Origin of the sequence: Gordonia sp. 'Campus' (assembly GCF_022206305.1) — a bacterium.
Lineage (GTDB): Bacteria > Actinomycetota > Actinomycetes > Mycobacteriales > Mycobacteriaceae > Gordonia.
The window spans coordinates 1-24,789 of sequence record NZ_JAKOIW010000032.1 but is presented as its reverse complement, the minus strand read 5'-3'; the positions used below and the strand labels follow the sequence as shown (position 1 = coordinate 24,789).

The following is a 24,789-nucleotide window of genomic DNA, read 5'->3' as shown; positions in this document are numbered from 1 at the left end:
ACACTGCAGGAATCGACAGCAGGGGTGACTCGCAGCAGGGGTGACCCGCAGCTCGGAGAACCCGCAGTGGGGTGACACGACACCCGGCGTTGATCGCCCGGTCAGGAGAAGCCGGTAGGGGGACCCGGTGGACCAGCAACCGCACCGGAGACGATCCAGCGTTTGAGAAGGGATCAGGTAGGTGACCGGCGACGCGTCCTCCGTGCGGACGGCACTCACGCGTGGCGGTCGCACGATCCGACCGGCCCAGTCATCGCCGCCCATCCGGCAGGTGCTCGCCGATAGACGCGAGCTCGTCGCCACCGCGCGGGAACGCGCCCAGTCGCCCTTCCAGACCATTCGTCATTTCGCGGTCACGACGCCGGGCAAGCTGATCATCATCTGCGGAATCCTCGCTCTCGGCTGCCTGGGCACCGGACTGTATGCCTCCACCGTGCTCGAGGACCGCACCCAGACACTGCAGCGGCTCATCGACCGGACCGAGCCTCTCGCGGAGGCCGCGCAGGTCCTCTACAGCTCCCTGTCGATCGCCGACGCCTCCGCCAACGCCGCCTTCATCTCGGGCGGTCTGGAATCCCCCGAACTGCGCCAGCGCTACTCCGACGCGCTCGCGACCGCGTCGTCGTCGCTGATCCTGGCGACCGGCACGTCCAGCGAGCCCGGTTCGGGTATGACGTCGGACCGCGCCGAGCAGGCGGTCAGCGCCGACCTCGAGACCCTGTCCACGTCGATCCCGGTGTACAGCGGACTGATCGAGACCGCACGGACCAACAACCGTCTCGGCAACCCGGTCGGGTCGGCCTATCTCGGACAGGCGTCGTCGATGATGCAGGACAAGATCCTGCCCGCCGCACAGCGACTCTACGAGCGCAGGTCGATGGCCATCGCCGACCCGCAACAGACCCTCACCCGCCCGCCCTGGACGGTCTACGCACCACTGTTGCTGCTGCTGGTGGCCTTGGTGCTGACGTCGAGGTATCTCGCGCGCCGGACCCGGCGCCGGTTCAACATCGGGATCGTCGCTGCGGTCGGTGCCCTCGCCGGCGGCACGCTGTGGCTGCTCGCGTCGGGCCTGATGTCGGTCGCGGCCACCAGTGACGCCCGCACCGAGGGCGCCGACCCGTTGCGTGACCTGACCGCTGCGCGCATCCTCACCCAGCAGGCCCGCTCGGCCGAGACGCTGTCCCTCATCCGGCGCGGTGACCAGGGCGGGCTCGAACGCAGCTTCTCCGCGGCGACCAACGAGATCGGCGATATCGTCGACGACGTGCGCGCCGGCACCGAGGACGGACACAGCGCGGTCACCGTCGAACAGCTCGACGCGGTGACCGCCGCCCTCGCGGAATGGCGCCGCACCGATTCCGCGGTCCGCCGCTACATCCAGACCGGCAACTTCGGTCTCGCCCGACTCCACACCGTGGGTGACGGACCGGACAGTTCCGCGCGGGCCTACACCACCGTCGACACCGGACTCGTCGACGCGATCACGACGGCCCGCACGTCGTTCCGCGACGACATCAACACCGCCCAGCGGGTGCTGGGATTCACCGGCACGGGAATTCTCCTGCTCACCGTGTTCGCCGGTCTCGCCGTCATCGGCGGACTCATCCCGCGGATCCGGGAGTACCGATGACGCGTCCGGATACGTATCGCAGTCGGGCGACCGTCATGGTCCTGCTCGCGTTGATCGGTCTCCTCGCGACCGGTTGCGTCCGCTTCCCCGCGCCCGATTCGCCGCCGCCGACCGCGACCGCCGGACCGCCGGTGCTGCCCGGCGTGCAGGTCGACATCCCGGTCGAGCCGCCACCGAGTTCGGAGGCGTGCAACGCGACGCTGACACTGCGGCCGCCTGCCGAGATGCCCGCCCCCGGCCGGATGCCCCTCAACTCCACGATGGGAGCGATCCTCGAACGCGGCCGGCTCATCGTCGGCCTCGACATCGGGTCCAACCTGTTCAGCTTCCGCGACCCCATCTCCGGCGACATCCAGGGCTTCGACGTCGACATCGCCCGTGAGATCGCGGGCGCCATCTTCGGCGACGAGCGGCGGGTGGAGTTCCAGGTCCTGAGCTCGGCGCAACGGATCGACGCCTTGCGGGACATGACCGTCGACCTGGTGGTCAAGACGATGAGCATCACCTGCGACCGACTCCGGGACATCAGCTTCTCCGCGCCCTATTACGTCGCCTCGCAACGAATTCTGTCGTTCCGCAATTCCGACGTCACCGGGCCCGTCCAGCTCGCGGGCAAGCGGGTGTGCGCTGCGCGCGGAACCACCTCGATCGGCCGGATGCAGTCCATCCAGCCGCAGGCCAGGATGGTGAGCACCACCACGTGGGCCGACTGCCTGGTCCTCATGCAACAGGGTCAGATCGACGCGGTGACCTCCGACGACGCCATCCTCGCCGGACTGGCCGCGCAGGACCCGTGGGTGCGGGTCGTCGGGCCCAGCCTCGGTGAGGAGTTCTACGGCGTGGGCATTCCGAAGGGCCAGGACGACATGGTCCGCTTCGTCAACGGCGTGCTCGAACGCATCCGTGCGACCGGTCGTTGGCAGCAGATCCGCGACCGATGGCTGTCCATCCTCGACACCGGGTACGGCGCACCGCAGCCGTACTACCGGGACTGACGCCCATGTACGACGACAACGCGGACAACGCAGACAACGGCGCGGACGGGGAACAGTCCGACGTCGGCACCCAGCGGGTCTCCCTCGACGACCTCATGGCCGACGAGCCGGAGGACGCCGCGACGACGGCGCACGTGACCGGCGAGCGGGACGAGGCGCCCGTCGGCGAGGTCGGCACGCAGAAGGCCGATCTGAACGCACTCGAGGGCGAGACTCTTTCGAACGACACCGTTTCGAACGACACTGTTTCAAACGACACCACGGACCCGAGCGTGCGGGCCGATATCGGAACCCAGGCTGCCGCACCGATGTTCACCGTCGGCACCGATCCCGACAGCAGGTTCGACGACCAGACCGATCGTGTCGTGCGATCGCGACCGGTGATGGGTCCGGACGAGGCCGATTCGGGCCCGCTCGGACGGCGTCTGGTGCCGCGTCGTCGACCCCCCGTGCATGAACGGCGGCTCGGCAGCGGACTGGTCGAGATGCCCAAGATCACCGATATCGAACCCGAAGACGCGGTCATCGACGACCCGGTGATCGCCGAGAACAAGCGGTTCTGCTGGCGCTGCGGCAAACCGGTCGGACGCCTCGACGGCGAGGGCGCCGGTCCGCCGACCGGGGATTGCGCCAACTGTGGCGCCCGGTATTCGTTCGTGCCCGGTCTCGCGCCCGGGACGCTGGTCGCCGAGCAGTACGAGATCGCCGGTGCGATCGCCCACGGCGGGCTCGGCTGGATCTACCTCGCCATCGACCGCAACGTGAGCGACCGGCCCGTCGTTCTCAAAGGCCTGCTGAATTCCTCGGATTCGGAGGCCCAGCGCGTCGCGGTGGCCGAACGGCAGTTCCTGGCCTCGGTGAATCATCCCGGCATCGTCAAGATCTACAACTTCGTCGAACACGTCGACGACAACGGTGAACGCTTCGGCTACATCGTGATGGAGTACATCGGCGGGCAGACGCTCAAGCAGATCACCGCCGGAGACCCGCGCAGCTCACTGCTGTCGGTGGAGCAGGGCCTGGCCTACATCCTCGAAGTCCTTCTCGCGGTGGGCTATCTGCATTCGGTGGGGTTGGTCTACAACGACGTCAAACCCGAGAACATCATGGTCGGCAGCGACGAGGTGAAGCTGATCGACCTCGGCGCCGTCTCCCCCATCAACGGCTACGGCCACCTCTACGGCACGCCCGGCTTCCAGGCGCCCGAGATCGTGAAGACCGGCCCGCAGATCGCCACCGACATCTACAGCATCGGACGCACCCTGGCCGTGCTGACCGTGCCGATCGAGATGCAGCACGGACGCTACGTCGACGGGTTGCCCGCGGCGTCGAAGACTCAGGTGTTCCGGGACAATCCGTCGTTCTACCGTCTGCTGCAACGTGCCACGGCGCCCGAACCCGCCGACCGGTTCGTGTCCGCGGAGGAGATGAGCACCCAGGTGCTCAATGTGCTGCGCGAGACGGTGGCCGTGCACACCGGCGTTCCCCGGCCCGCGTTGTCCACCGTGTTCACGCCGCAGCGGTCGACTTTCGGCACCGACTTGATGCTGGCCCCCGTCGACGGCTTCTTCGACCCCGACCAGGCGGCCTTCTACGATCCGGTCGACATCGCCAACGCATTGCCTGTGCCCCTTGTCAATCCGCTCGATCCTGCGGCGAGCCTGCTCACCTCGGCGGCGCTGTCGGATCCGCGACAGACCCTCGACTCCATCAACACCGCTCGGGCCGAGGGGTTCGCGTCGCTCTTCGGTGGCCGACCGGTGAAGAACGCGCATCCGTCGCGGGAGATCGACCTGGCCGAGGCGCGTGCGCACCTGCAACTCGACGACGTCGACACCGCACTCGCCCTGTTGCGTGAAGTCCGTGTCCACCATGGTGATTCGTGGCGGGTCGAGTGGTACATGGGCATCTGCGCGCTGATGAACGACGAGCCGGAGCTCGCCTATGAGCGCTTCGACGAGGTGCTGGGTGCGATGCCCGGCGAGGTGGCACCCAAGCTGGCGGTCGCGGGTACGGCCGAGCTCATCGGACGCTGGCTCGCCGACGAGAAAGGCCCCGGCAAGTCCGCGGACAAGATCGCCCGCCTGTATGACATTGCGCAGCACCATTATCACGACCTGTGGCTGACCGACCACAGCATCGTGACGGCGGCCTTCGGTCTGGCGCGGTTGGCGGTGGCGGCCGGTGACATCGATGCGGCCATCCAGCCGCTCGACGAAGTCCCTGCCACGAGCAGACATTTCAACACCGCCCGGGCGACGGCGATCATCGCGCTGGTTCACGGTCGGCCGACGTCGCAGGTGTCCCGCGAGCAGATCGTCGAGGCGGCGCGACGCCTGGAGCAGATCCCCGACACCGAGCCGCGCAAGGCGCGGATGCTGCTCATCGTCCTGGGGACCGCGCTCGGGTGGATTCACGACAACCCGGACGAGGCGACCCAGGACAAGGAACCCTCGACGCTGCTCGGGTTCCCGTTCACCGAGTACGGGATCCGTACCGGCACCGAGCGTTCGCTGCGTCAGCTCGCCCGCTTGACCCGCACCAACCGGGACCACCGGTTCATGCTCGTCGACCTCGCCAACTACGTTCGGCCGAACACGTTGTTCTGAGCGCACATTCAGTGATGGTCGAGGATTTCGGCGAGGCGCGCTTCCACCGGAGATGAGAGGCGTGCCCTGGCTCCCTGGTCGGGTCGCCGGACGTCGATGACGTGTCTGATGTCCATCCGTCGCCGCAGCGGGCTCGGCTCGTCAGGACGTGAATTCTCGCCGGACCGGCGGGGTCCGTAAATCTCGTTGCGCACGTTGTTCAGATGTGTAGCCAGCCGCTTCGGTATGTCGGGTCGGCGGTTGATCCGTTCTCCGTTGGGTGGCGCACCAGGCTCTGGGTTCAATCGCCAGGCGCAGCGGCCTTCGTCGGGTCCGGAGTGGACGATGCGGGTGGTGTACTGGCCGGGATTTTTGCCGACCATCCGGTTGTGGCGTGGGCACGCGGGGGCGACGGTGTCGATGTCGGTGAGACCGCCGTCGGCCCAGTCTTGTTCGGCGTGATGCATCTCGACCTGGGTGGCGGGTTGGTCGCAACCGGGGGCCGAGCACACCTCACCGTCGGGTCGGGCGAAGGAGGCCAGGCGCTGTCCGCGGGTGGCCAGACGTCTGCCACGCCCGAAGTGCAACGGAACTGTCGTCTGGTTCTTGAACACGGCCAGCCACGGTTGAGCATCGGCAGCAAGGTCGATGACGTCAGCGATCGGCAACAGGGCGCCGGTCGCGGTGGTGGCGAGCCCGGCTTCGCGGATCAGGTCGTCGAGATCAGCTTTGATGATCAGCTGCACCGGTAATCCGCGATGCGTCTTGCCGAGGAGCCCGTCGTCGAAAACAGCCTTCAACAGGGCGTTCAACGCGTCGTGGTTGATCTGAGCGGGTGTGCGGTCATCGCGTTCGGCGGCTGCCACCAGGGCGTCGGGGTCGGCGTCCTCGAATGACCCTGTAGGCGAGTCGGGGTCAGCAGGGTTGTTCATACCGGGTTTCGCCCAGACGGCGAGCATCATCGACAGGCGTGCCGCAAGTTCGGGGGTGAGGGTGCCGGTGAGTTTGGCTGTGCCATCGGCGCGTTGACGATTGACCCACAGGTTGCGGCGCCGTTTACGTTCGGAATCGTCGGTGAGCGCGCCGTCGGGGTCGAGATGGGCGAGCAACCGTGAACCCAGCTGGGTGATCTCGGCGGGAGGATGCTCGACGGCGATCTCGGTCATCTGCCGTTCGGCGGCGACCTTCACATCGTGCTCGACGGCGTGCGGAATCTGGTCGAGGACGTCGATGACGGCCTCGACGTGAGCAGAGCCGACGGCACCCTCAGCGAAAGCGGCTGCGAGGCCGGGGTGTTGGGGCTCGAGTCGTTCACCGTTCAGACATGTGAGGGCGGCGGTCGCAGTCATGTGCTTGCGGCGACGCATCGGGTTCGAGACGCGCAGGCGGTGGATCATGAAGGAGGTGAGGGTGCGGGTCCCGGTCTTGCGGGGAAGGTCGCGGGCCTCGACTTCGGCGATATGTCGGTCGCCGGCGAATGTGGTTCGTGCGATGGCACGCTCGGTGCCCGCTGCGACCTCAATCAACTCGGCGTCGCTACAAGGCGACAGATCGACTGTCTGCAGTTCGTCGAGCAACAGGTGGAGCTCCGCGACCAGCCCGGCAGCACGCGACTGTGGCGTTACTGATTCGACTGTCATAGTCACCCCCCGGAGGCATCTTGCGAATACATGTTCGAGAGTACCGGACAATTCGGTGCGCGGCAACATCTTTCGGGCGATAGACGTTTGGTCGCATTGTCGGTGAGCTGTGCTAGTGCGCTAACTGCCCGTACTACGCTGAAACGAAACCAATGTGCGAATTGTTAGGGCCACAGGGTTGCAAGTCGACCCCCTCAACTCGGATGACCACGCGCCCATCGTCGCCCACACAACAACCGACGCCACTGGCACGACTAGGTTTTAGGTTCCTCTGGCGCTCAGGCGTATCTCCAGCGAGTACCGGGCCAAGCAGAAACTGCCCGAGTTGGCGGTGAGTTCGTATAGGCCTGCTGAGTCGACCTCGACCGGTACGGTCGCCGCATAACAGACCCGGTTCACCTGGCCTGTCGGTCGCGGCGCAGCTACGTCAGCCGCACCTAGTGGAATTTCAGCTCCGGTCGGGCCCCGCAGCGCGAACCGCAGCTTGAGGAGGGCATTCGGCTCAACCGATCCGAAGTCGACCGCATAAGCAAGCCCAAAGCTGCCGGACCACGGAAGCTCGGCCACGCAGAAATGCTCCCAACCTGCCCCGAGAACGTTCAGTAATGAGTCCGCCACGCGAACACTGTCGGCCGGGAGGAAGAGGGGGACCCGGAAGCCACACAGAATGTCGGATTCGCTGACCTCGCGACCTTCGAAGGTCAGCAGGCCACCTCCGCCGCCCCCAGAGCCGGGCCACTGGCCATCCCCACCCTTCAGGTCGATACTGACTTCCTCTGCCACCGAGGGCGGCAAGCTCGCGATGCCCACAATCTGCAGAACACCGCCGTTGCCTCCTTCACCTCTGAGGGTGCCGCCCTCGCCGCCAACCTTGAACTCCGCATTACTGAAATCCATGTGCACCGAACCGGATTCATAGACCGTCGCTGTCAACATGAGCGCCGCAATGACATTCGCGGGAGCATCAGGTACTTTCCCTGACTTGCGAGCCTCATTCTCGTGGTTGCGCTTGGTCTCCAGCAGTTCCTCGACTGTATGGGTGGCGAGATTCTCCTTCGCGTCGATGATCTTGTGGTGGACCCCGCACATCAATACGAGATTCTCGAAGCCGTGGCGCTCCTCGTCCGACTGACTCGCGTCGTAACGCGGCCCGTGGGCACTCTGCGCCCGAATATGGCACACCTCGCCGACGATGATGCCCGAATCCGTCACAAGGGGAGTCGGGCAAGAAGAATACGCGCAACGGTTGCTGGATAGGGCGAACAGCTGCCGAACCGTCGACTCACGCGGGCGGCTTATACTGGGCACAACCCAAGGTAACCACACGTTGTCGAACCGCGACCGTCGTCTGAACGCAGCACAGGTGATCCGCCGAGTTCATGAACCACGGCAAACGGGACGTCAAGCCCTCAGCCCGCCGCCACCACCGCCGCCGCCTGTCGCGCGATAGCGAGTTCCTCGTTGGTCGGGACGACTAGCACGTCGACTGCGCTGTCGTCGGTCGAAATTCGCCGAGCATGCCTGGCACGCAGCGAGTTCCGCTCGTCATCGACGGTGATCCCGAAACCTTCGAGACCCTCGAGGGCGCGGGCACGGACAACAGCGGAGTTCTCGCCGACGCCGGCGGTGAAGGTGATCGCGTCGACACGGCCCAGCGCGAAGGCGTATGCACCGATGTAGCGACGCAGGCGGTGGATGTAGACGTCGAAGGCACGGCGCGCGGCGTCGTCACCGGCGTCCATCATCTCGCTGATCGTGCGGAAGTCGTTCTCGCCGCACAATCCCCGAAGTCCCGATCGTTTGTTGAGCAACACGTCGATCTCGTCGACCGACAGGTCGGCGACCCGGTTGAGGTGCAGCACGAGGCCGGGATCGATGTCGCCGCTGCGGGTTCCCATGACGAGCCCTTCGAGGGGCGTCATCCCCATCGAGGTGTCGATCGGCTGCCCGCCCGCGATCGCCGACGCCGACGCCCCGTTGCCCAGATGCAGGACGATCTGGTTGAGGTCGGCGGTATCTCGCTCGAGGAACTCGGCCGCGCGCGCCGACACGTACTCGTGACTGGTGCCGTGGAAACCGTAGCGGCGGATCGCGTGTTCGGCGGCCACCTCTCGGTCGATCGCATAGGTCGCGGCGGCGTCGGGCAGACCGTGGAAGAAGGCGGTGTCGAACACTGCGACCGAGGGGACATCGGGCAGCAGTTCCTGCGCCGCCAGGATGCCGACCAGATTGGCCGGATTGTGCAGCGGCGCCAACGGCGAGATGCGCTCGATCTCCGAGACGACCTTCGGCGTCACCAGCGTCGGCTCGTGGAATGACCTGCCGCCGTGGACCACCCGGTGCCCGACCGCGGTGAGTCCGGCACTCGCGAGATCGGTGCCGTTGTCGGCGAAGAAGCGTTCTGCGCGCCGGACCGCCGCGAGATGATCGTCGAGCGTCAGTGTCTCGGTGACGCTCTCACCGTTCTGCTCGTGGGTGATCGACGACCCCTCGTCGCCGATCCGCTCCGCGATCCCCTCGGCCAGCACCGAGCCGGAGTCCGGCTGCACGAGCTGATATTTCAACGACGACGACCCGGCATTGAACACCAGGACCGCCCCGGTGACGTCGCTCATCGGCGCGCCTCGGCGTCGACGGCGTCGGTCGAACTCGGCACGCCGCCCTCGGGCTGCTGCGCCTGGATCGCGGTGATGGCCACCGTGTTGACGATGTCGGACACGAGCGCTCCCCTGCTCAGATCGTTGATCGGCTTGTTCAGACCCTGCAGCACCGGCCCGATGGCGACGGCCCCGGCGCTGCGCTGGACCGCCTTGTACGTGGTGTTGCCCGTGTTCAGATCCGGGAAGATCAACACCGTCGCGCGGCCGGCCACCGGCGAATCCGGCATCTTGGTCTGCGCGACCGACGGCTCCACCGCGGCGTCATATTGGATCGGTCCCTCGACGAGCAACTCCGGGGCGCGCTCGCGCACGAGTTCCGTTGCCGTCTTGACCTTCTCGACATCGGCACCGGCGCCCGACGTGCCCGTCGAGTAAGAGAGCATCGCGACGCGCGGGTCGATGCCGAACGCCGCCGAGGTCTGCGCCGAGGAGATGGCGATGTCGGCGAGCTGTTCGTCGGAGGGATCGGGCACGATCGCGCAGTCGCCGTAGGCCAGCACCTTGTCGGCGAGACACATGAAGAAGACACTCGAAACGGTCGAGACGCCCGGCTGGGTCTTGATGATCTCGAAGGCCGGCCGGATCGTGTGCGCGGTGGTGTGCGAGGCACCCGAGACCATCCCGTCGGCCCGCCCGGTGTGCACCATCATCGTGCCGAAATACGACACGTCACGCATCTTCTCCTGTGCGCGTTCGACATCCATTCCCTTGTGTTTGCGGAGGTCGGCGTAGATGCGGGCGAACTCGTCGAGGTACTCCGAGGTGGCCGGATCGATGACCGCCACCTCGGAGAGGTCGAGGCCGAGCTCGATCGAGCGTTCCCGGACGGCATCGGGGTCACCGAGGAGCGTGAGCTGGGCAACCCCTCGACGGGCAAGACGGTTGGCGGCGCGCAGGATTCGATCGTCGTCGCCCTCCGGCAGCACGATGTGTTTGCGATCGGCCCGCGCGCGAGAGATCAACCGGTACTCGAACATCTGCGGCGTCACGACCGTCGGCGTCGACACGTTCAGGTTGTGCATCACCTGTTCCGGATCGACATAGGTCTCCATCATCGCCAACGCGGCCTCGATCTTGCGGACCGAGCCCAGGCCGAACCGCCCCCGCGTGTGGGCGGCGGTCCGCGCGGTGTCGTAGGTGCCCTGCGGGCAGCTGATGATCGGCAGCGTCGGCCGCAACCCGCTCACCAGCGCCTCGATCATGGGATGCGGCTTGAGCCCGCCGTTGAGGATGATGCCGGCGAGACGCGGGAAGCCCTGTGCCGTATTGGCGTTCACCAGGGCCAGCAGGACGTCGGACCGGTCGGCGGGGGTGATGACGACCGTTCCGTCGGTCAGCCGCTCGAGGATGTGCTCGACGGTCATACCGCCGACCATCACCCGGAGCGCCTCGCGGTCGAGCAGGTCCTCGTCACCGCTGTACATCGTGGCGCCGAGCGCGTCTTTGAGCTCCCCCATCGTCGGCGCGAACAACACAGGTTCTTCCGGTAGACACAGAGCCGGGATACCGGTGCTCCGCAACTGATCTCGGATCTCGTCGAGGCGATCGGGGTCGCACCGGTTGGCCACCAGGGCGATGGGTGTCGCATGCGCGGCCGTCACCTCGGCGATGAGACCCTCGGCCAGCCCGTGTAGTTCCTGCGGCGACCGGTCGATGGCCTTGACCGCCAACACCATCGGCGCGGACAGGTTGGCGGCGATGCGCGCGTTGTAGCTCAACTCCGACGGGGTACCGACATCGGTGTAGTCCGACCCGACGATGACCACACGGTCGCACCGCGACTGGATCGCATGGAAGCGGGCGACGATCTCGGCGATCGCCCCCTCCGGATCGTCGTGGACCTGTTCGTACGTGACGCCGAGGCAGTCCTCGTAGGGAATGTCCACCGAGTCGTAGTCGAGCAGCAGATCCAGGATGTGGTCACGATCGTCGTTGCCCGCGCGCGAGATCGGACGGAACACACCCACGCGGCCCCCGGTCGCCGACATCAGCGCCAGCAGCCCGAGGGCGACGATCGACTTGCCGGTCTCCCCCTCCGCCGAAGCGATGTAGATGCTCGTCGTGGTCCCGGCGACGACGTGTTCTGCGTTCCCGGGTCGGTCGGCGTGCTCGGCGAGATCTGCATCCGTGGCCATGCGCCCCAGCATAGTGGCGCGCGACCGGGCCGCAGGGGTCGTCGGCCGAGCAGGGTCGTCAGGTCGTCAGATCAGAATGCCCGGATTGCAGATCCCGGCCGGGTCCAGTGTCGCCTTCACCGCGCGCAGTGCGTCGAGTGCGAGCGGCCCGATCTCGTCGTGGTAGGCGTCCCGGTGGTCGCGGCCCACCGCATGATGATGCGTGATGCTCGCGCCAGCAGCCCGGATGGCCGTGTTCGCCGCGCTTTTCGCCGACGCCCAGTCGGCCGCCGGGTCATCCCCGAACGGTGCGACGACCGTGAAGTACAGCGACGCACCCGACTCGTACACATGGCTGATGTGGCACATCACCAGCGGCGGTGTCCCCGACGCCGTGAGCGTGTCGGTGATCGCCGCCGTGACCGACGCGCGCAACTCGTGCAGGCGCGACCAGAAGGTGACGGTCTCCAGGGTCTCCACCAGCACCCCGGCGTCGAGCAGCGGATCGCGCAGGTAGGGAGCGGCGAATCTGCCGGTGCGCCAGGACTCACCGGGCGCGGCGCCCAACGCCGCACCCCCGGCGTCGACCAGAACCGCCGACGCCGCATCCCGGCGTCGTGCCACCTCGCCGTCCTCACCCTCGTACCCCGCGATGACCAGGCAGCCAGACGCGTCGTCGCCTATCTCACCGGTGACGCTCGGATCCGCGAGATTCAGCGCCGTCTCCACCTCGTCCGACAACCGCAGCACCGTCGGCAGCGGGCCGTCCTGCGCGAGGCGGCGGAGAGCGGTCGCCCCGTCGGCGAAGGACGGGAAACGCCAGGCGTCGAAGACACGGGCCGACGGCGCGGGCCGGATTCGGACGCGCACGCTGGTGATGATCCCGAAGACGCCCTCCGATCCCAGGACCAGTTGCCGCAGATCGGGACCAGCGGCCGAACGCGGTGCGGTACCCAGTTCGACGGTGCCGCGCGGCGTCGCGAGAACAAGCCCCTCGACCATCTCGTCGAAACGCCCGTAACCGGCCGACGACTGACCCGCCGACCGCGTGGCGGCGTAACCGCCGATGCCGGCGCCCTCGTAGGACTGCGGAAAGTGTCCGAGCGTCCAACCCTGTTCCCGCAGAAGCGCTTCGGCGGCCGGACCACGCAGGCCGGCATGCAGGTCGGCGATCCTCGAGATGTCGTCGATCTCCAGCAGCCGATCCAGCCGGCGCAGATCGACACTCACGACACCGGATGCGCCCGACCGATCCGGCGCCAACCCGCCGACCACCGACGTGCCGCCGGTGAAGGGCACCACCGCGAGATCGTGACGGGCGCACAACTCCAGGATCGAGACGACCTCGTCGTGGTCGCCGGGATAGACGACGACATCGGGCGCGTCGGCGGCGTCGCCGGCACGCAGCCGCAACAGGTCCGGCGTCGAATAGCCGCGGGTGTGCTGCACCCGTACGTCGTCGGCCGCGGAGACGTGCTCGGCACCCACGACGGACGCGATCTCCGCACGGAGCTCGTCACCGATCCGCGACTCGGGCGGTGCGACCGCTGCCGGGTCGACACCGCGGTCCGACTCCGCGCCACCCGCGAGTGCGGCCGCCGCGGCCGGGAGTTCGGTGGTCCGCGCCGGATCGCCCCAGCGGGGACGGACCATCGTCACGACGGGGATCGCGGTCTCGTCCCCGCCGCCCCGTACCTCGTGGCCGCCCCGCCCCTCGTCGCCCTGCACTTCGCCGGTCATGCGCCGGGACGTCCGTCGGTGCGGGTGTCCGCCGAGCCGGCCGGCGGGGCGTCTCGCCGGACCACCGCCCGGACGACGAGGTCGGCGATCTCCTCGTCGGAAAGAAAGCTGTCCGGGATCAGCATGAGCGAGTAGATCGTCCGCACCAGGAACTCCGCCGCGCCGCGCGGGTTCGGGAACAGTTGATCCCCGATCTCGGGTTCGAGGTCGGGCAACGTCTCGGCGACGATCTGGTGGATGAGCGTCGGGCCGGCGGAATCGCTGGTGGCGACCAACGCGCGCACGATCTCCTCGGGCTCCTTGTGGAGAACGTACTGGAGCGCTTCGTGATTGCGGATGTAGGGCAGGACGTTCACGACCTGGGCACGCACCTTGCCTGCGGCGTCGGGTGCGGTCTCCGACCACTCCATCAACTTGACCCTCAGCAGCGACACCTCGCGTTCGACGATCGCGGCGACCAGGGCATCGCGTCCGCCGAACATGCGATACGCGGTTGCCCGCGCGACCCCGGCGTGACGCGCCACCGATGTCAAACTCAGGGTCTTGGCACCGAAGCGGGACACCAACCCCACTCCGACGTCCACCATCCGGTCACGATCCATGCGAAAACCGTAGCGAATCAGGATGCGGCGGGAACCGTCGTGGTGGTCGTGGTCGTGGTCGGAGTGGCGGTGGACGTCTGCTCGGGCACCACGGCGTCCCCTCGGCTCGTCGCCGCGCCCCTGTCCGATGTCTCGCTCGTCTCGGGTGCCGCGGGCGGCGGGGCCTGCGAAGACCGGCGTGCCGGCGGCGTCGTCCGGTCCGCCGTGGGCGCCTCGGCGCGGGCGACGATCGTCACCTGCCGTGCCACATGGTCGTTGCCGGTCCCCCCGCCGCGGCAGTCGACGACGAAGGTCCGCGCGACGCCGGAGAACACCGAGGCACCGAGGGTTCCGCGCGCGCCCGGTTCCATCGCGGTGGTGTCGACAGGCCGCAGCGCCCCGCTCGGCGTCAGCGTGCACACCACCGGCGGGGTGCGCGTCGCGGTGTTGTGGAGAGTGATCTGCAGTCGGCTGCCGTCGACGCGGAACGCACATCCGGGAATGGGCCCCGACCCCGCGAACGGACCGCAGACGGCACTGGTGGGAGCGGCCGGCGACTCCGCGTCGACCACGAGCAGCGTCGCCACCGCACCCAGGGTCAGAGATCCGCCGATCGCGAGACCGGCGAGGAGCTTGCGCATGACGGTGTCTCCTCGGTTGCCTGTGCGGCGGGCACCCGTCGCGATTCGGAGGGCATCGCCGCTGGTGACGATGCGCCAAGGCTACTCGTAGCGACCGCGCCCCGACGCCTCATCGGCAGGAGTCGTCGCGCGATCGCCACACCGGCGATACACATCACGCCACCGACGATCCCGACGCCCGTCGGCAACTCGTCGAGCAGCGCCCAGGACAGGACGATGACGATCGCCGGGACCACGAGCGTGGTGGCCGCCATTGCACTCGCATCGGTGCGAGCGAGCGCATACGCCCACGTCGAGAACGCGATGGCGGTCGGTCCGACGCCCAGATAGATCACCGCCCAGATCGCGGTGGCGTCGGCGTCGGCGAGTTCGGACAGGGCCGTCGGCACGAACGGCGTGGTCGCCACCAGACCGGCGAGGGCGCCCAGCCAGGTCGCGGTCAACGCGTCGACCGTGCGCAGCGCCGACTTCTGGATGAGCACACCGGTCGCGTACAGGATCGCCGCGCCGACGCCGAGCACGATCCCGAGCCAGTCGACCCGCGCGTCGGAGGTCGCCGAGCCGCCGAGCGCGATCAGGACCACTCCGGCGAACGCGATGGTCATCCCGATGACGAGGTGGCGCGGAAAGCCCTCGCCCATGAACAGTCCGGCCGCGACGGCGACCAGGATCGGTGCCAGGTTCACGAGCAGGGCCGCCGTCCCGGCGTCGAGGTGTTGCTCGGCCCAGTTCAGCAGCACCGTGTAACCCGCGAACCAGGCGACGCCGTAGGCGATCACGAGGACCAGAGCCCGGCCGCGGGGCAGTGACATCCGCGTCGTCGCATCCGCGGACCGCCCGCGTAAGCGCACGATCCCCAAGATGACCGTCAGCGGGACCACCGCGGCCAGCAGCCGGAGGAACGCCATCGAGCCCGGGGAGAACGTGTCGCCGAGCGCACGGATGCCGACGAAGGCCGACGCCCAGAGGACGACGGTGACGAGGGCCGCGATCGCCGGCAACGACGCCACCGGCACACGGAACCGAGACGTCGACGCTGACTGTGGTGTCGAGGGCATGGACTCAGAGTGATCCATCCCGAACCGGTTTCATAGCCCGAAACCGCGGCGGGCGCGGTTTCGGGCTATGGCTTCGACAGGCTCAGCCGAGCTTGCGCAGGCGCGGCGCCAGATCGCGCTCGAAGTTCTCGAGGAACCGCTGCTGGTCGTGGCCGGGGGCGTGGAACACGAGGTGGTTCAGGCCGGCGTCGGTGTAGAACTTGACCTTCTCGACGGCCTCGTCGGGATCGGACGAGACGATCCACCGCTTGGCGACCTGCTCGATCGGCAGTTCGTCGGCCAGGCGTTCCATCTCCGTCGAACTGTTGACGCTGTGCTTCTGCTCCGGGGTCAGCGACAGCGGCGCCCAGAAGCGGGTGTTCTCCAGGGCCAGTTCGGGATCGGGGTCGTAGGAGATCTTGATCTCGATCATCTTGTCGATGTCCTCGACGTTGCGTTCGGCCTTTTCCGCACCTTCGGCGACCGCGGGCAGGAGCTTCTCGGTGTAGAGCTCGGGCCCCTTGCCGGAGGTGCAGATGAAGCCGTCGCCGGAGCGGCCCGCATAACGGGCGACAACCGGGCCGCCGGCGGCGACGTACACCGGGATCGGCTGCTCCGGAATGTCATACATGTAGGCGCCCTGCGTGTGGTAGTACTCGCCGTCGAAGTTCACTTCCTCGCCGGTCCACAGTTCGCGCATGAGCTTGATGGACTCGCGCAGGCGCGCGAAGCGTTCCTTGAACTCCGGCCACTCGCCCTGGAATCCGGTCGCGTACTCGTTGAGTGCCTCGCCCGTGCCGACACCGAGCATGATGCGGCCGGGGTACATGCATCCCATCGAGGCGAAGGCCTGCGCGATGACCGCCGGGTTGTAGCGGAAGGTCGGGGTCATGACCGAGGTGCCGATCTGCACGCGCTTGGTGCGCTCGCCGACCGCTGCCATCCAGGCCAGGGAGAAGGGCGCGTGCCCGCCGTTGTGCCGCCAGGGCTGGAAGTGGTCGCTCACCGCCACCGAATCCATGCCGTGTTCTTCGGCGGCGACCGCGATCTCCACCAGCTCGCGCGGATCGAACTGCTCCGCCGACGCCTTGAAACCGAGCTTGAGTTCTGCCATGTCCGTCGCTCCTCTACCGCCTGCCCGGGTCGGCCCGCATGTGCGGCCGAATCGTGTTGTGATCTCCCCGACCAACCTAGAGCATCACGCGAAAGCTCGACGTCAGAGGCTATTCGGCGGTCGACGCCGGCGCCGAGTGGACTTGAAGTTGACTTGAAGTTCTACCGTGGACGTCATGAGCATGCAATCGGTCGCCTGGGACATGATGTACAAGTCCTCCACCCAGCCGGACAGCAAGCGGTTGCGGGGCGATCGCCGGGTCACACTGCGCCGGATCGGCGACTTCGCCCGACCGCATCGGCGGCGCATCGGCCTGTTCCTCGTGCTGTCGGTGTTCACGGCAGTCCTGACGGTCGTGACACCCCTGCTCGCGGGACGAGTCGTCAACCTCATCACCCAGAGCGGGTCGGAGACGATGATCGTCTGGCTCGCCGTCGCGATCGCGGTGATCGCCGTCGCCGAGGCCGGAGCGGGCATCGCCGTCCGATGGCTGTCGTCGAACATCGGCGAGGGCCTCATCCTCGACCTCCGCCGCGCCGTCTTCGACCACGTCCAGAAGATGCCGGTCGCGTTCTTCACGCGCACCCGCACCGGCGCTCTCGTCAGCCGCCTGAACAACGACGTGATCGGCGCCCAGCGCGCGTTCAGCGACACCCTCTCCGGCGTCGTGTCCAACATCGTCACGCTCACGCTGACCCTCGGCGTCATGATCGCCATCAGCTGGCAGATCACCCTGCTCGCGCTGGTACTCCTGCCGATCTTCGTGATCCCGGCTCGACGGATGGGTCGGCGTATGGCCGCGCTGTCACGCGAGGCCGCCGAACACAATGCCCGCATGTCCACCCAGATGACCGAGCGCTTCTCGGCTCCTGGCGCCACGCTGGTGAAGCTGTTCGGACGGCCCGACCTTGAGTCGCGCGAGTTCGCCGACCGCGCCGACCGGGTCCGCGACATCGGCGTACGCCGATCGATGCTGCAGGCCTACTTCATGACCACCCTGATGCTGGTGTCGGCGCTCGCGCTGGCGCTCGTCTATGGCCTCGGCGGATGGCTCGCGGTGCAGGACCATCTGTCCGCAGGCGCGGTCGTCTCACTCGCGCTGCTGCTGACCCGGATGTACGCACCGCTCACCGCACTGGCCAATGCGCGCGTCGAGATCATGAGTGCCCTGGTCAGTTTCGAGCGCGTCTTCGAGGTGCTCGACCTGCGACCGCTGATCACCGACGCGCCCGACGCGATCGCCGTGCCGGGCACCGAGAGCGGACGGCCCGTGCCCGTCTCGATCCGCTTCGACGACGTGTCCTTCGCCTACCCGGCGGCCGACAAGGTGTCGCTGGCCTCGTTGGAAGAGGTTGCGCAACTGGACAACCGCGCCGGAACGACGGTCCTGCACCACGTGGACCTCGATGTCCCGGCCGGCAGCATGGTCGCCCTGGTCGGCAGCTCGGGCGCGGGCAAATCGACCATCGCGAGCCTCGCCACCCGCCTCTACGACGTCGACGAGGGATCGATCGAGCTGGCCGGGGTCGACATCCGGAAGTTGCAGACCGCTTCGGTGCATCGCACGGTCGGCCTCGTCACCCAGGACGGGCATCTCTTCCACGACACCATCCGTGCCAACCTCGTCCTCGCCCGGCCGGAGACGTCCGACGACGAGATCTGGGACGCGCTGCGCCGTGCCCGCCTCGATGAACTCGTCGGCTCACTGCCCGACGGGCTCGACACCATCGTCGGCGAACGCGGCTACCGGCTGTCGGGCGGCGAACGTCAACGGATGACGATCGCGCGGCTCCTTCTCGCGCAACCGTCGGTGGTGATCCTCGACGAGGCGACCGCCCACCTGGACTCGACGTCGGAGGCGGCGGTTCAGGAAGCTCTCGGCGAGGCACTCGAGGGTCGCACCTCGATCGTGATCGCGCACCGCCTCTCGACCATCCGGGCCGCCGACGAGATCGTGGTGCTCGAGGGCGGTCGCGTCGTCGAACGTGGAGACCATCCGACGCTGCTCGCCCGCAACGGTCGCTACGCCGAGCTCTACCGGACGCAGTTCGCCGACGACGAGTCGGACTCGGGAACTCTCACGGCGTAGCCCTTCGTGGCTCGTCGCTCACGCTCCGCACACCTCAGGGAGCCGGCAGGCACGCTTGCTTCGCACACCTCAGGTGCGCGGGGCGTCAGTCGTCCAGATCGTCGAAGTTGTCGATCAGACCGCGGCGGCGCGGGCGGTCGTCGGTGTCCTTGACCCGTTCGCTCAACCTGCGGCGCAGCTGCATCGCGATGAGCACGACGTTCACCACCACGACGGCGATGCCGATCGCGACCCAGAACCAGCGCCCCTCCTGCCACCAGCCGACGGTCAGCCAGCCGATGCAGAAGATGAGGATGGTCGCGCCGACGATGGTCAACGTCATCGAGAACGTCTGCGCGCCGCGCGAGAAGTCGGGACCGGTACTCACGAAAAACTCCTGCACTGTTCAGCGGCGCCCCGGATCAGGACTGCAGCACCATGACGACCGCGACGAGGATGGCAACCACCACTATCGCAGCGACGACGCCGATCACCTGCCTCGGGCCCGGCATCTCACCGCCGGTGACCAGAGCCGTCGTCGTCCGCCGCCATCGCCAGGCACCGAGGAGGGCGAGAACGGCTCCGAGCCCGACCATGAGGACACCGAGCACGACGTCGAGAGCCGGTACGTCCTCGTCGGGCGCCAGGTAGACCACCGCGATACCGGCGGCCATGAAACCGAGAGCCGTACGCACCCATGCCAGCATCGTGCGTTCGGCGGCCAGGGTGAACCGGGCGTCGACCGAGCCGGGCGGCCCGGCCGGGGAGTCCTCGGACCGGTCGGGACCGGAGTTCGTCGTGTCGGGGACTCGCGGGCCTGGATCCGGTGCGCTCACGCCCATCAGCGTGCCATCAACCCGCCCGCTGACTCGCCCGCTCGTCTGCCGTCTTGGCCTCCCGCACCGCCTGAGCGGCGAAGGTCGCGGTCACCTCGACCGCGTCGAGCGTCTCCGGGTGTCGCGAACTCAACACCGGGAACGCGTGCACCTGCCACGCGTACAGGTGTGCGACGGCCAGGACCCCCGCCTCGTCGAGGGACTCCACCAGGTCGATGACATCCGGTTCGAGCATCTCGCCCTCCGCGGCGACCAACACCGTGGGCGGGAACTCCGACAGGTCCGCGTCGGCGATGCGCCGAACTCCGGTCAGCGGGATCGGTCCCTTGTCGAACTGGGGCGCCAGCCGGGCCATCTTCGACTTGGGCAGGTAGGCGTCGGAGCGGCTCGACCGGTCGGGGTGGGTGCCCAGATCCATGTCGAGCAACGGCGAGAACCCGATCAGCGCGGTGGGCGTCGGCAGCCCGCGCGCGACCACGGCCTCGACCACCTTGGCGGCGAGGAACCCGCCCGCGGAATCGCCCGCCACGACGACGCGGCGGAATCCGCGCTCGTTGATCAACTCCGCGTAGGCGTCGACCGCATCGCTGACCGACGTCCCGACACCGGCCTTCGGCAGCTGGCGGTATTCCAGCGAGAACACCGGCACCTCGCAGGCCCGGGCCATCCGAGCCGAGATCGACCGGTGCGTGCCGAGTCCGCAGACGACGAAGGCCCCGCCGTGCAGGTAGAGCATGGCCGTGTCACTGTCCCGGCGCGACGGCCCGACCGGCATGATCAGCTCGGCGGGCCGGCCGGCGAGGACGAGCTGCTCCCGGACCACCCCTCGGGGTTTGGGGCCGACCGCGACGATCCGGTCGATCAGGAACAGGCCCGCGAGGCCCGCCTTGTTGACCGGCCACAACGACAGGGCCGGCTTGAGGAACACACGGGCGCCGAGCCACATGGGATACGACAGGAAGCTCGGCCGACGGTGGTGAACGATGGGCATCAGATTCCTCCTGGTCTGAGGCCGAAGCTACACCTCATGTCAGTCCGTTTCAGTGCGTTCGTCCGGGTCGGCGTTCACCGAGCCGAGGTCGGATGGTCACCTTCGTCGGCTATATTCTCGAACTCGTGACCAGATCGCGGATGAGTCCGGCAGGTGCCGGCTAGGTGCAGACACCACCCCAGTTCCTGTTGTCCGCGCAGGCAGACCCCCCTCGCACCCTGTGCGACGTCCTCACCGCGACCGCCCGCGAGCATCCCGATGCCGCGGCCATCGACGACGGCGAGATGACCCTGACCTACGGCCAGTTGCTGGCCGTGGTCCGACGCACGGTCGCCCGTCTCGCCGAAGTCGGTGTCGGGCGTGGCAGCCGCGTCGGCATCCGCATGCCATCGGGCTCACGCGACCTGTACGTCGCGATCCTGGCGACGCTCTACGCCGGGGCGGCCTACGTGCCGGTCGACGCCGACGACCCCGACGAGCGGGCCGAGCTCGTGTTCGGCGAGGCCGGGGTCGACGCCATCGTCGACGCCGACGGCCCCCGTTCGACGTCATCGGCTGCCGATGCCACGCCCGCCGAGCCCGCCCGACCCACACCCGGCGACGACGCGTGGATCATCTTCACCTCCGGGTCCACCGGCAAACCCAAGGGCGTCGCCGTCACCCACCGCAATGCCGCGGCATTCGTCGACGCCGAGGCCGACATGTTCCTGCCGGACGCCCCGATCGGGCCGCACGACCGCGTCCTGGCCGGCCTGTCGGTCGCCTTCGACGCGTCATGCGAGGAGATGTGGCTGGCCTGGCGCAACGGGGCCTGCCTCGTCCCCGCGCCGCGGTCCCTCGTCCGTAGCGGGATGGACCTCGGGCCGTGGTTGGTGGCCCGCGACATCACCGTCGTCTCGACCGTGCCCACGCTGGCGTCCCTGTGGCCGCCGGAGGCCCTCGAGGCCGTGCGGTTGCTGATCTTCGGCGGCGAGGCGTGCCCGCCCGAGCTCGCCGACCGTCTCGCCGTTCCCGGCCGTGAGGTGTGGAACACCTACGGTCCCACCGAGGCCACCGTCGTCGCGTGCGCCGCCCCGCTGGGCGGGGGCGGCCCCGTCCGTATCGGATTGCCGCTTCGGGGTTGGGATCTGGCCGTCGTCGACGCGCAGGGACAACCTGTCGCGGAGGGCGAGGTCGGCGAGCTCGTCATCGGCGGAGTGGGCCTCGCCCGCTACCTCGACCCGGCCAAGGATGCCGAGAAGTATGCGCCGATGCCGACCCTCGGTTGGGAACGCGCCTATCGCAGTGGCGATCTCGTCCGTCTGGACACCGCGGGGTTGCTCTTCGTCGGTCGCGCGGACGACCAGGTCAAGGTCGGCGGTCGGCGCATCGAACTCGGTGAGATCGACAACGCCCTCCAGAACCTGCCCGGCGTCAGCGGTGCGGCCGCCGCGGTCCGAAAATCCGCTGCGGGCAACAGTCTGCTCGTCGGCTATCTCGTCTCGGCGGATCCCGCATTCGACGTGTCCGCCGCCCATGCCGAGCTGCGCAGGCAACTACCCGCGGCCATGGTGCCCACCCTCGCCCTCGTCGACGAACTGCCCACGCGCACTTCGGGAAAGGTTGATCGTGATGCGCTGCCCTGGCCCCTGCCGGGCAGCGACAGACCAGTCGATGACGATGTAGAACTCAGTGAGACCGAGTTCTGGCTGGCCCAGCTGTGGACCGACGTGCTCGGATCGACCGTCTCCAGCCCGGACGTGGATTTCTTCGCCGAGGGCGGCGGTTCGCTGGCCGCGGCGCAATTGGTCACCGCCGTGCGCGAGCGCCATCCCGACATCTCGGTCGCCGACCTCTACGACCATCCGCGCCTGGGCTCGATGGCCGAGATGCTCGACGCCCGCAGGCCGACCAGCAGCGTCGACGAGCGTCACGTGAAGCCAACCCCCCGTTCGGCGGGTCTGGCGCAGCTGGCGCTGACCGTTCCACTGACCACGCTCACCGGATTGCAGTGGGCGACATGGCTGGGTGTGGCCAACAACGTGGCTGCGCTCGCCGCGGACCGGATGGACCGCACCGTCGAGTGGCTCGTCGAGATCAACTGGTGGGTACTCCTCGCGGCGTTCCTGATATTCATCACCCCGCCCGGCCGGATGTGCATCGCCGCTCTCGGCGCACGACTGCTGCTCGCCGGGGTGCGACCGGGAGTGCACCCTCGCGGTGGTTCTGTCCACATCCGCCTGTGGGTGGCCGAACGACTCCTCGACGCGAGCGGCGCCGCCAACCTGTCGGGTGCGCCCTGGATGATCTATCTGGCCCGCGCCCTAGGCGCGCAGATCGGCCGCGGCGTCGACCTGCACACCATCCCGCCGGTCACCGGGCTGCTCACGGTCGGTGACGGCGCCTCCATCGAACCCGAGGTCGACATCTCGGGGTGGTGGATCGACGGCGACGCCGTGCACATCGGTGAGATCGCCATCAAGCGCGGCGCGTCCATCGGCGCACGGTCGACGCTGACCCCGGGGGCGGTCGTCGGGCGCGACGCCGTCGTCGCACCCGGTTCCGCGGTGTTCGGCCGGGTCAAGGCACGGCAGCACTGGGCCGGCTCACCCGCCGTGAAGATCGGCAAGGCCGAGCATCCCTGGCCCGACCACCGGCCACCACGCGCCGCCGGTTGGGTTCCGGTGTACGGCCTGTCGTCGCTGGTGCTCGCGGCCATCCCGCTGCTCTCCCTGGCCGCCGGCCTAGCGGTGATCGGCTCGTGGGCGATGACCGCCGACCGGTTGCGCGACGTCGGGATCCGAGCGCTGATCCTGCTGCCCGCGGCCACCGTCACGAGCCTGTTCGTCTTCGCGGCGATCACCGCTGTGCTGGTCCGCCTGGCGGGGCTGGGTCTGCGCACGGGGTATCACCCGGTGCGGTCTCGCGTCGGGTGGCAGGTGTGGATCACCGAACGGCTGCTCGACGCTGCGCGCACCTACCTCTTCCCGCTGTACGCCAGCCTCTTGACCCCGACATGGTTCCGCATCCTGGGCGCGAAAGTGGGTGCGGGCACCGAGATCTCGACCGCCCTCGTCCTCCCCCGGTTCACCACCATCGGCGACGGCGCCTTCCTCGCCGACGACACGATGGTCGCGTCCTACGAACTCGGCGGCGGCTGGCTCCACATCGACGAGGCGAAGATCGGCAAGCGTTCGTTCCTGGGCAACTCGGGCATGACCGGCCCCGGCCGCAAAGTGCCCAAGAACGGCCTGGTCGCGGTGCTGTCGGCGACCCCGGACCGGGCCAAGTCGGGTTCGAGCTGGCTGGGCAGCCCGCCGGTACGTCTGCGGCGGACCGCGTCCGAGATCGACACCTCACGCACCTTCGACCCGCCCCGGTCGCTGAAGGTCGCCCGCGCCTCGATCGAGACGTTGCGCCTGCTGCCGGTGATGGTCTCGTACGGGCTCGGCCTCGGATTGCTGCTCGCCCTGCAGTACCTCGCGGTGCACGTCCACTACGGCATCGCCGCGCTGGCGAGCGGACCGGTGCTCCTGGTCGTCGGGGCCATCGCCTGCGCCGTCGCGGCCGCGGCCAAGTGGATCGTCGTCGGCCGTATCACCGTCAGCGAACACCCGCTGTGGAGTTCGTTCGTCTGGCGCAACGAGCTCTCGGACGCCTTCGTCGAGACGGTGGCGGCGCCCTGGTTCGCCAACGCCGCGTCCGGCACGCCGATCCTGAACCTGTGGCTGCGGATGCTGGGTGCCGAGATCGGCCGGGGCGTGTGGTGCGAGACCTACTGGCTTCCCGAGGCGGACCTGGTCAGCCTCGGCGACGGTGCCACCGTCCAACGAGGCTGCGTCGTGCAGACCCACCTGTTCCACGACCGGGTGATGGCGATCGACCGGGTGACCCTCGGTGCGGGCGCGACCCTGGGACCGCACTGCGTCGCACTGCCGGCATCAGGGCTCGGCGAGTCCGCCACGGTCGGTCCGGCGTCGCTGGTCATGCGAGGTGACGTGGTCCCGGCACACACGCGCTGGCAGGGCAACCCGATCGCGCCCTGGCCGCGCTAGGTTTCGACAGGCTCAACCGGCGGGGAACGGGCTCAACCGGTGGGGAACGGGCTCAACCGGCGGGGAACGGGCTCAACCGGCGAGCAGGGCGGCGGGTCAGATCGCGGGCTCACCGGG

At 68.3% G+C, this 24,789-nt stretch carries 17 protein-coding genes; 5 read left to right on the top strand and 12 right to left on the bottom strand.

Annotated features, from left to right (window positions below; genetic code table 11):
- Positions 1–181: 181 nt before the first annotated feature.
- From MAY35_RS22175 to MAY35_RS22165, 3 genes are read left to right on the top strand one after another with little or no spacing between them, the layout of a single operon-like run.
- On the top strand, positions 182–1,633 hold the full coding sequence (locus MAY35_RS22175) for a hypothetical protein (RefSeq protein ID WP_238423450.1): 1,452 nt from the start codon (positions 182–184) through the stop codon (positions 1,631–1,633).
- Positions 1,630–2,628, top strand: coding sequence for a glutamate ABC transporter substrate-binding protein (locus tag MAY35_RS22170; RefSeq protein ID WP_238423449.1), 999 nt, complete (start codon positions 1,630–1,632; stop codon positions 2,626–2,628). Before MAY35_RS22175 ends, MAY35_RS22170 begins: the two co-directional genes overlap by 4 nt.
- 5 nt (positions 2,629–2,633) lie before the next feature.
- Complete coding sequence (locus tag MAY35_RS22165; RefSeq protein ID WP_238423448.1) at positions 2,634–5,237, top strand: serine/threonine-protein kinase; 2,604 nt, start codon at positions 2,634–2,636, stop codon at positions 5,235–5,237.
- Positions 5,238–5,245: 8 nt separating this feature from the next.
- Here MAY35_RS22165 and MAY35_RS22160 read toward each other — a convergent pair whose 3' ends face one another.
- The 9 genes from MAY35_RS22160 to fgd form a co-directional block, all read right to left on the bottom strand.
- The gene (locus MAY35_RS22160) at positions 5,246–6,856 is read right to left on the bottom strand and encodes an HNH endonuclease signature motif containing protein (RefSeq protein ID WP_238423447.1); all 1,611 of its coding nucleotides are present in this window, start codon (positions 6,854–6,856) and stop codon (positions 5,246–5,248) included.
- Positions 6,857–7,117: 261 nt separating this feature from the next.
- On the bottom strand, positions 7,118–8,068 hold the full coding sequence (locus tag MAY35_RS22155) for a hypothetical protein (RefSeq protein ID WP_238423446.1): 951 nt from the start codon (positions 8,066–8,068) through the stop codon (positions 7,118–7,120).
- 197 nt (positions 8,069–8,265) lie between these two features.
- Positions 8,266–9,471 carry an acetate kinase gene (locus MAY35_RS22150; protein ID WP_238423445.1) on the bottom strand — a complete coding sequence of 402 codons (1,206 nt, stop codon included), beginning with the start codon at positions 9,469–9,471 and terminating at the stop codon, positions 8,266–8,268.
- A complete protein-coding gene (gene pta, locus MAY35_RS22145) occupies positions 9,468–11,663 on the bottom strand; it encodes a phosphate acetyltransferase (RefSeq protein WP_238423444.1) in 2,196 nt (731 codons plus the stop codon). Before pta ends, MAY35_RS22150 begins: the two co-directional genes overlap by 4 nt.
- 54 nt (positions 11,664–11,717) lie before the next feature.
- Positions 11,718–13,370, bottom strand: a complete 1,653-nt coding sequence (locus tag MAY35_RS22140) for an FAD-binding oxidoreductase (RefSeq protein WP_238423443.1) — start codon at positions 13,368–13,370, stop codon at positions 11,718–11,720.
- Entirely contained in the window at positions 13,367–13,972 is a 606-nt protein-coding gene (locus tag MAY35_RS22135; RefSeq protein WP_238423442.1) for a TetR/AcrR family transcriptional regulator, read from the bottom strand. The genes MAY35_RS22140 and MAY35_RS22135 overlap by 4 nt, the downstream gene beginning before the upstream one ends.
- A 17-nt stretch (positions 13,973–13,989) precedes the next feature.
- Positions 13,990–14,592 carry a hypothetical protein gene (locus tag MAY35_RS22130; RefSeq protein WP_238423441.1) on the bottom strand — a complete coding sequence of 201 codons (603 nt, stop codon included), beginning with the start codon at positions 14,590–14,592 and terminating at the stop codon, positions 13,990–13,992.
- Positions 14,550–15,650 (bottom strand): DMT family transporter, encoded by a 1,101-nt coding sequence (locus tag MAY35_RS22125; RefSeq protein WP_238423440.1) that lies wholly within the window; start codon positions 15,648–15,650, stop codon positions 14,550–14,552. Before MAY35_RS22125 ends, MAY35_RS22130 begins: the two co-directional genes overlap by 43 nt.
- Before the next feature lie 82 nt (positions 15,651–15,732).
- Positions 15,733–16,743, bottom strand: a complete 1,011-nt coding sequence (fgd, locus tag MAY35_RS22120; protein WP_238423439.1) for a glucose-6-phosphate dehydrogenase (coenzyme-F420) — start codon at positions 16,741–16,743, stop codon at positions 15,733–15,735.
- Between the two features lie 175 nt (positions 16,744–16,918).
- On the opposite strand from fgd, the gene MAY35_RS22115 reads away from it, so the two are divergent.
- Positions 16,919–18,832: an ABC transporter ATP-binding protein gene (locus tag MAY35_RS22115; RefSeq protein WP_238423438.1), complete on the top strand. Its 1,914-nt coding sequence runs from the start codon at positions 16,919–16,921 to the stop codon at positions 18,830–18,832.
- 85 nt (positions 18,833–18,917) lie between these two features.
- Here the strand turns inward: MAY35_RS22115 and MAY35_RS22110 are convergent, their stop codons facing one another.
- From MAY35_RS22110 to MAY35_RS22100, 3 genes are all read right to left on the bottom strand, one after another.
- Positions 18,918–19,199, bottom strand: coding sequence for a hypothetical protein (locus tag MAY35_RS22110; protein WP_238423437.1), 282 nt, complete (start codon positions 19,197–19,199; stop codon positions 18,918–18,920).
- 34 nt (positions 19,200–19,233) lie between these two features.
- Positions 19,234–19,536: a DUF202 domain-containing protein gene (locus MAY35_RS22105; RefSeq protein WP_281063171.1), complete on the bottom strand. Its 303-nt coding sequence runs from the start codon at positions 19,534–19,536 to the stop codon at positions 19,234–19,236.
- A 127-nt stretch (positions 19,537–19,663) separates the two neighbouring features.
- Complete coding sequence (locus tag MAY35_RS22100; protein WP_238423436.1) at positions 19,664–20,638, bottom strand: alpha/beta hydrolase; 975 nt, start codon at positions 20,636–20,638, stop codon at positions 19,664–19,666.
- Between the two features lie 164 nt (positions 20,639–20,802).
- Here MAY35_RS22100 and MAY35_RS22095 point away from each other — a divergent pair, with 164 nt between their 5' ends.
- Complete coding sequence (locus MAY35_RS22095; RefSeq protein ID WP_238423435.1) at positions 20,803–24,672, top strand: Pls/PosA family non-ribosomal peptide synthetase; 3,870 nt, start codon at positions 20,803–20,805, stop codon at positions 24,670–24,672.
- Positions 24,673–24,789 lie beyond the last annotated feature (117 nt).

What these genes read in the sequence shown, in the direction of transcription:
- MAY35_RS22170 (WP_238423449.1), top strand. Translation starts at nt 1,630, where the DNA reads ATGACGCGTCCGGATACGTATCGCAGTCGGGCGACCGTCATGGTCCTG.
- MAY35_RS22165 (WP_238423448.1), top strand. Translation starts at nt 2,634, where the DNA reads ATGTACGACGACAACGCGGACAACGCAGACAACGGCGCGGACGGGGAA.
- MAY35_RS22160 (WP_238423447.1), bottom strand. Translation starts at nt 6,856, where the DNA reads ATGACAGTCGAATCAGTAACGCCACAGTCGCGTGCTGCCGGGCTGGTC.
- MAY35_RS22150 (WP_238423445.1), bottom strand. Translation starts at nt 9,471, where the DNA reads ATGAGCGACGTCACCGGGGCGGTCCTGGTGTTCAATGCCGGGTCGTCG.
- pta (WP_238423444.1), bottom strand. Translation starts at nt 11,663, where the DNA reads ATGCTGGGGCGCATGGCCACGGATGCAGATCTCGCCGAGCACGCCGAC.
- MAY35_RS22140 (WP_238423443.1), bottom strand. Translation starts at nt 13,370, where the DNA reads ATGACCGGCGAAGTGCAGGGCGACGAGGGGCGGGGCGGCCACGAGGTA.
- MAY35_RS22135 (WP_238423442.1), bottom strand. Translation starts at nt 13,972, where the DNA reads ATGGATCGTGACCGGATGGTGGACGTCGGAGTGGGGTTGGTGTCCCGC.
- MAY35_RS22130 (WP_238423441.1), bottom strand. Translation starts at nt 14,592, where the DNA reads ATGCGCAAGCTCCTCGCCGGTCTCGCGATCGGCGGATCTCTGACCCTG.
- MAY35_RS22125 (WP_238423440.1), bottom strand. Translation starts at nt 15,650, where the DNA reads ATGCCCTCGACACCACAGTCAGCGTCGACGTCTCGGTTCCGTGTGCCG.
- fgd (WP_238423439.1), bottom strand. Translation starts at nt 16,743, where the DNA reads ATGGCAGAACTCAAGCTCGGTTTCAAGGCGTCGGCGGAGCAGTTCGAT.
- MAY35_RS22115 (WP_238423438.1), top strand. Translation starts at nt 16,919, where the DNA reads ATGAGCATGCAATCGGTCGCCTGGGACATGATGTACAAGTCCTCCACC.
- MAY35_RS22100 (WP_238423436.1), bottom strand. Translation starts at nt 20,638, where the DNA reads ATGCCCATCGTTCACCACCGTCGGCCGAGCTTCCTGTCGTATCCCATG.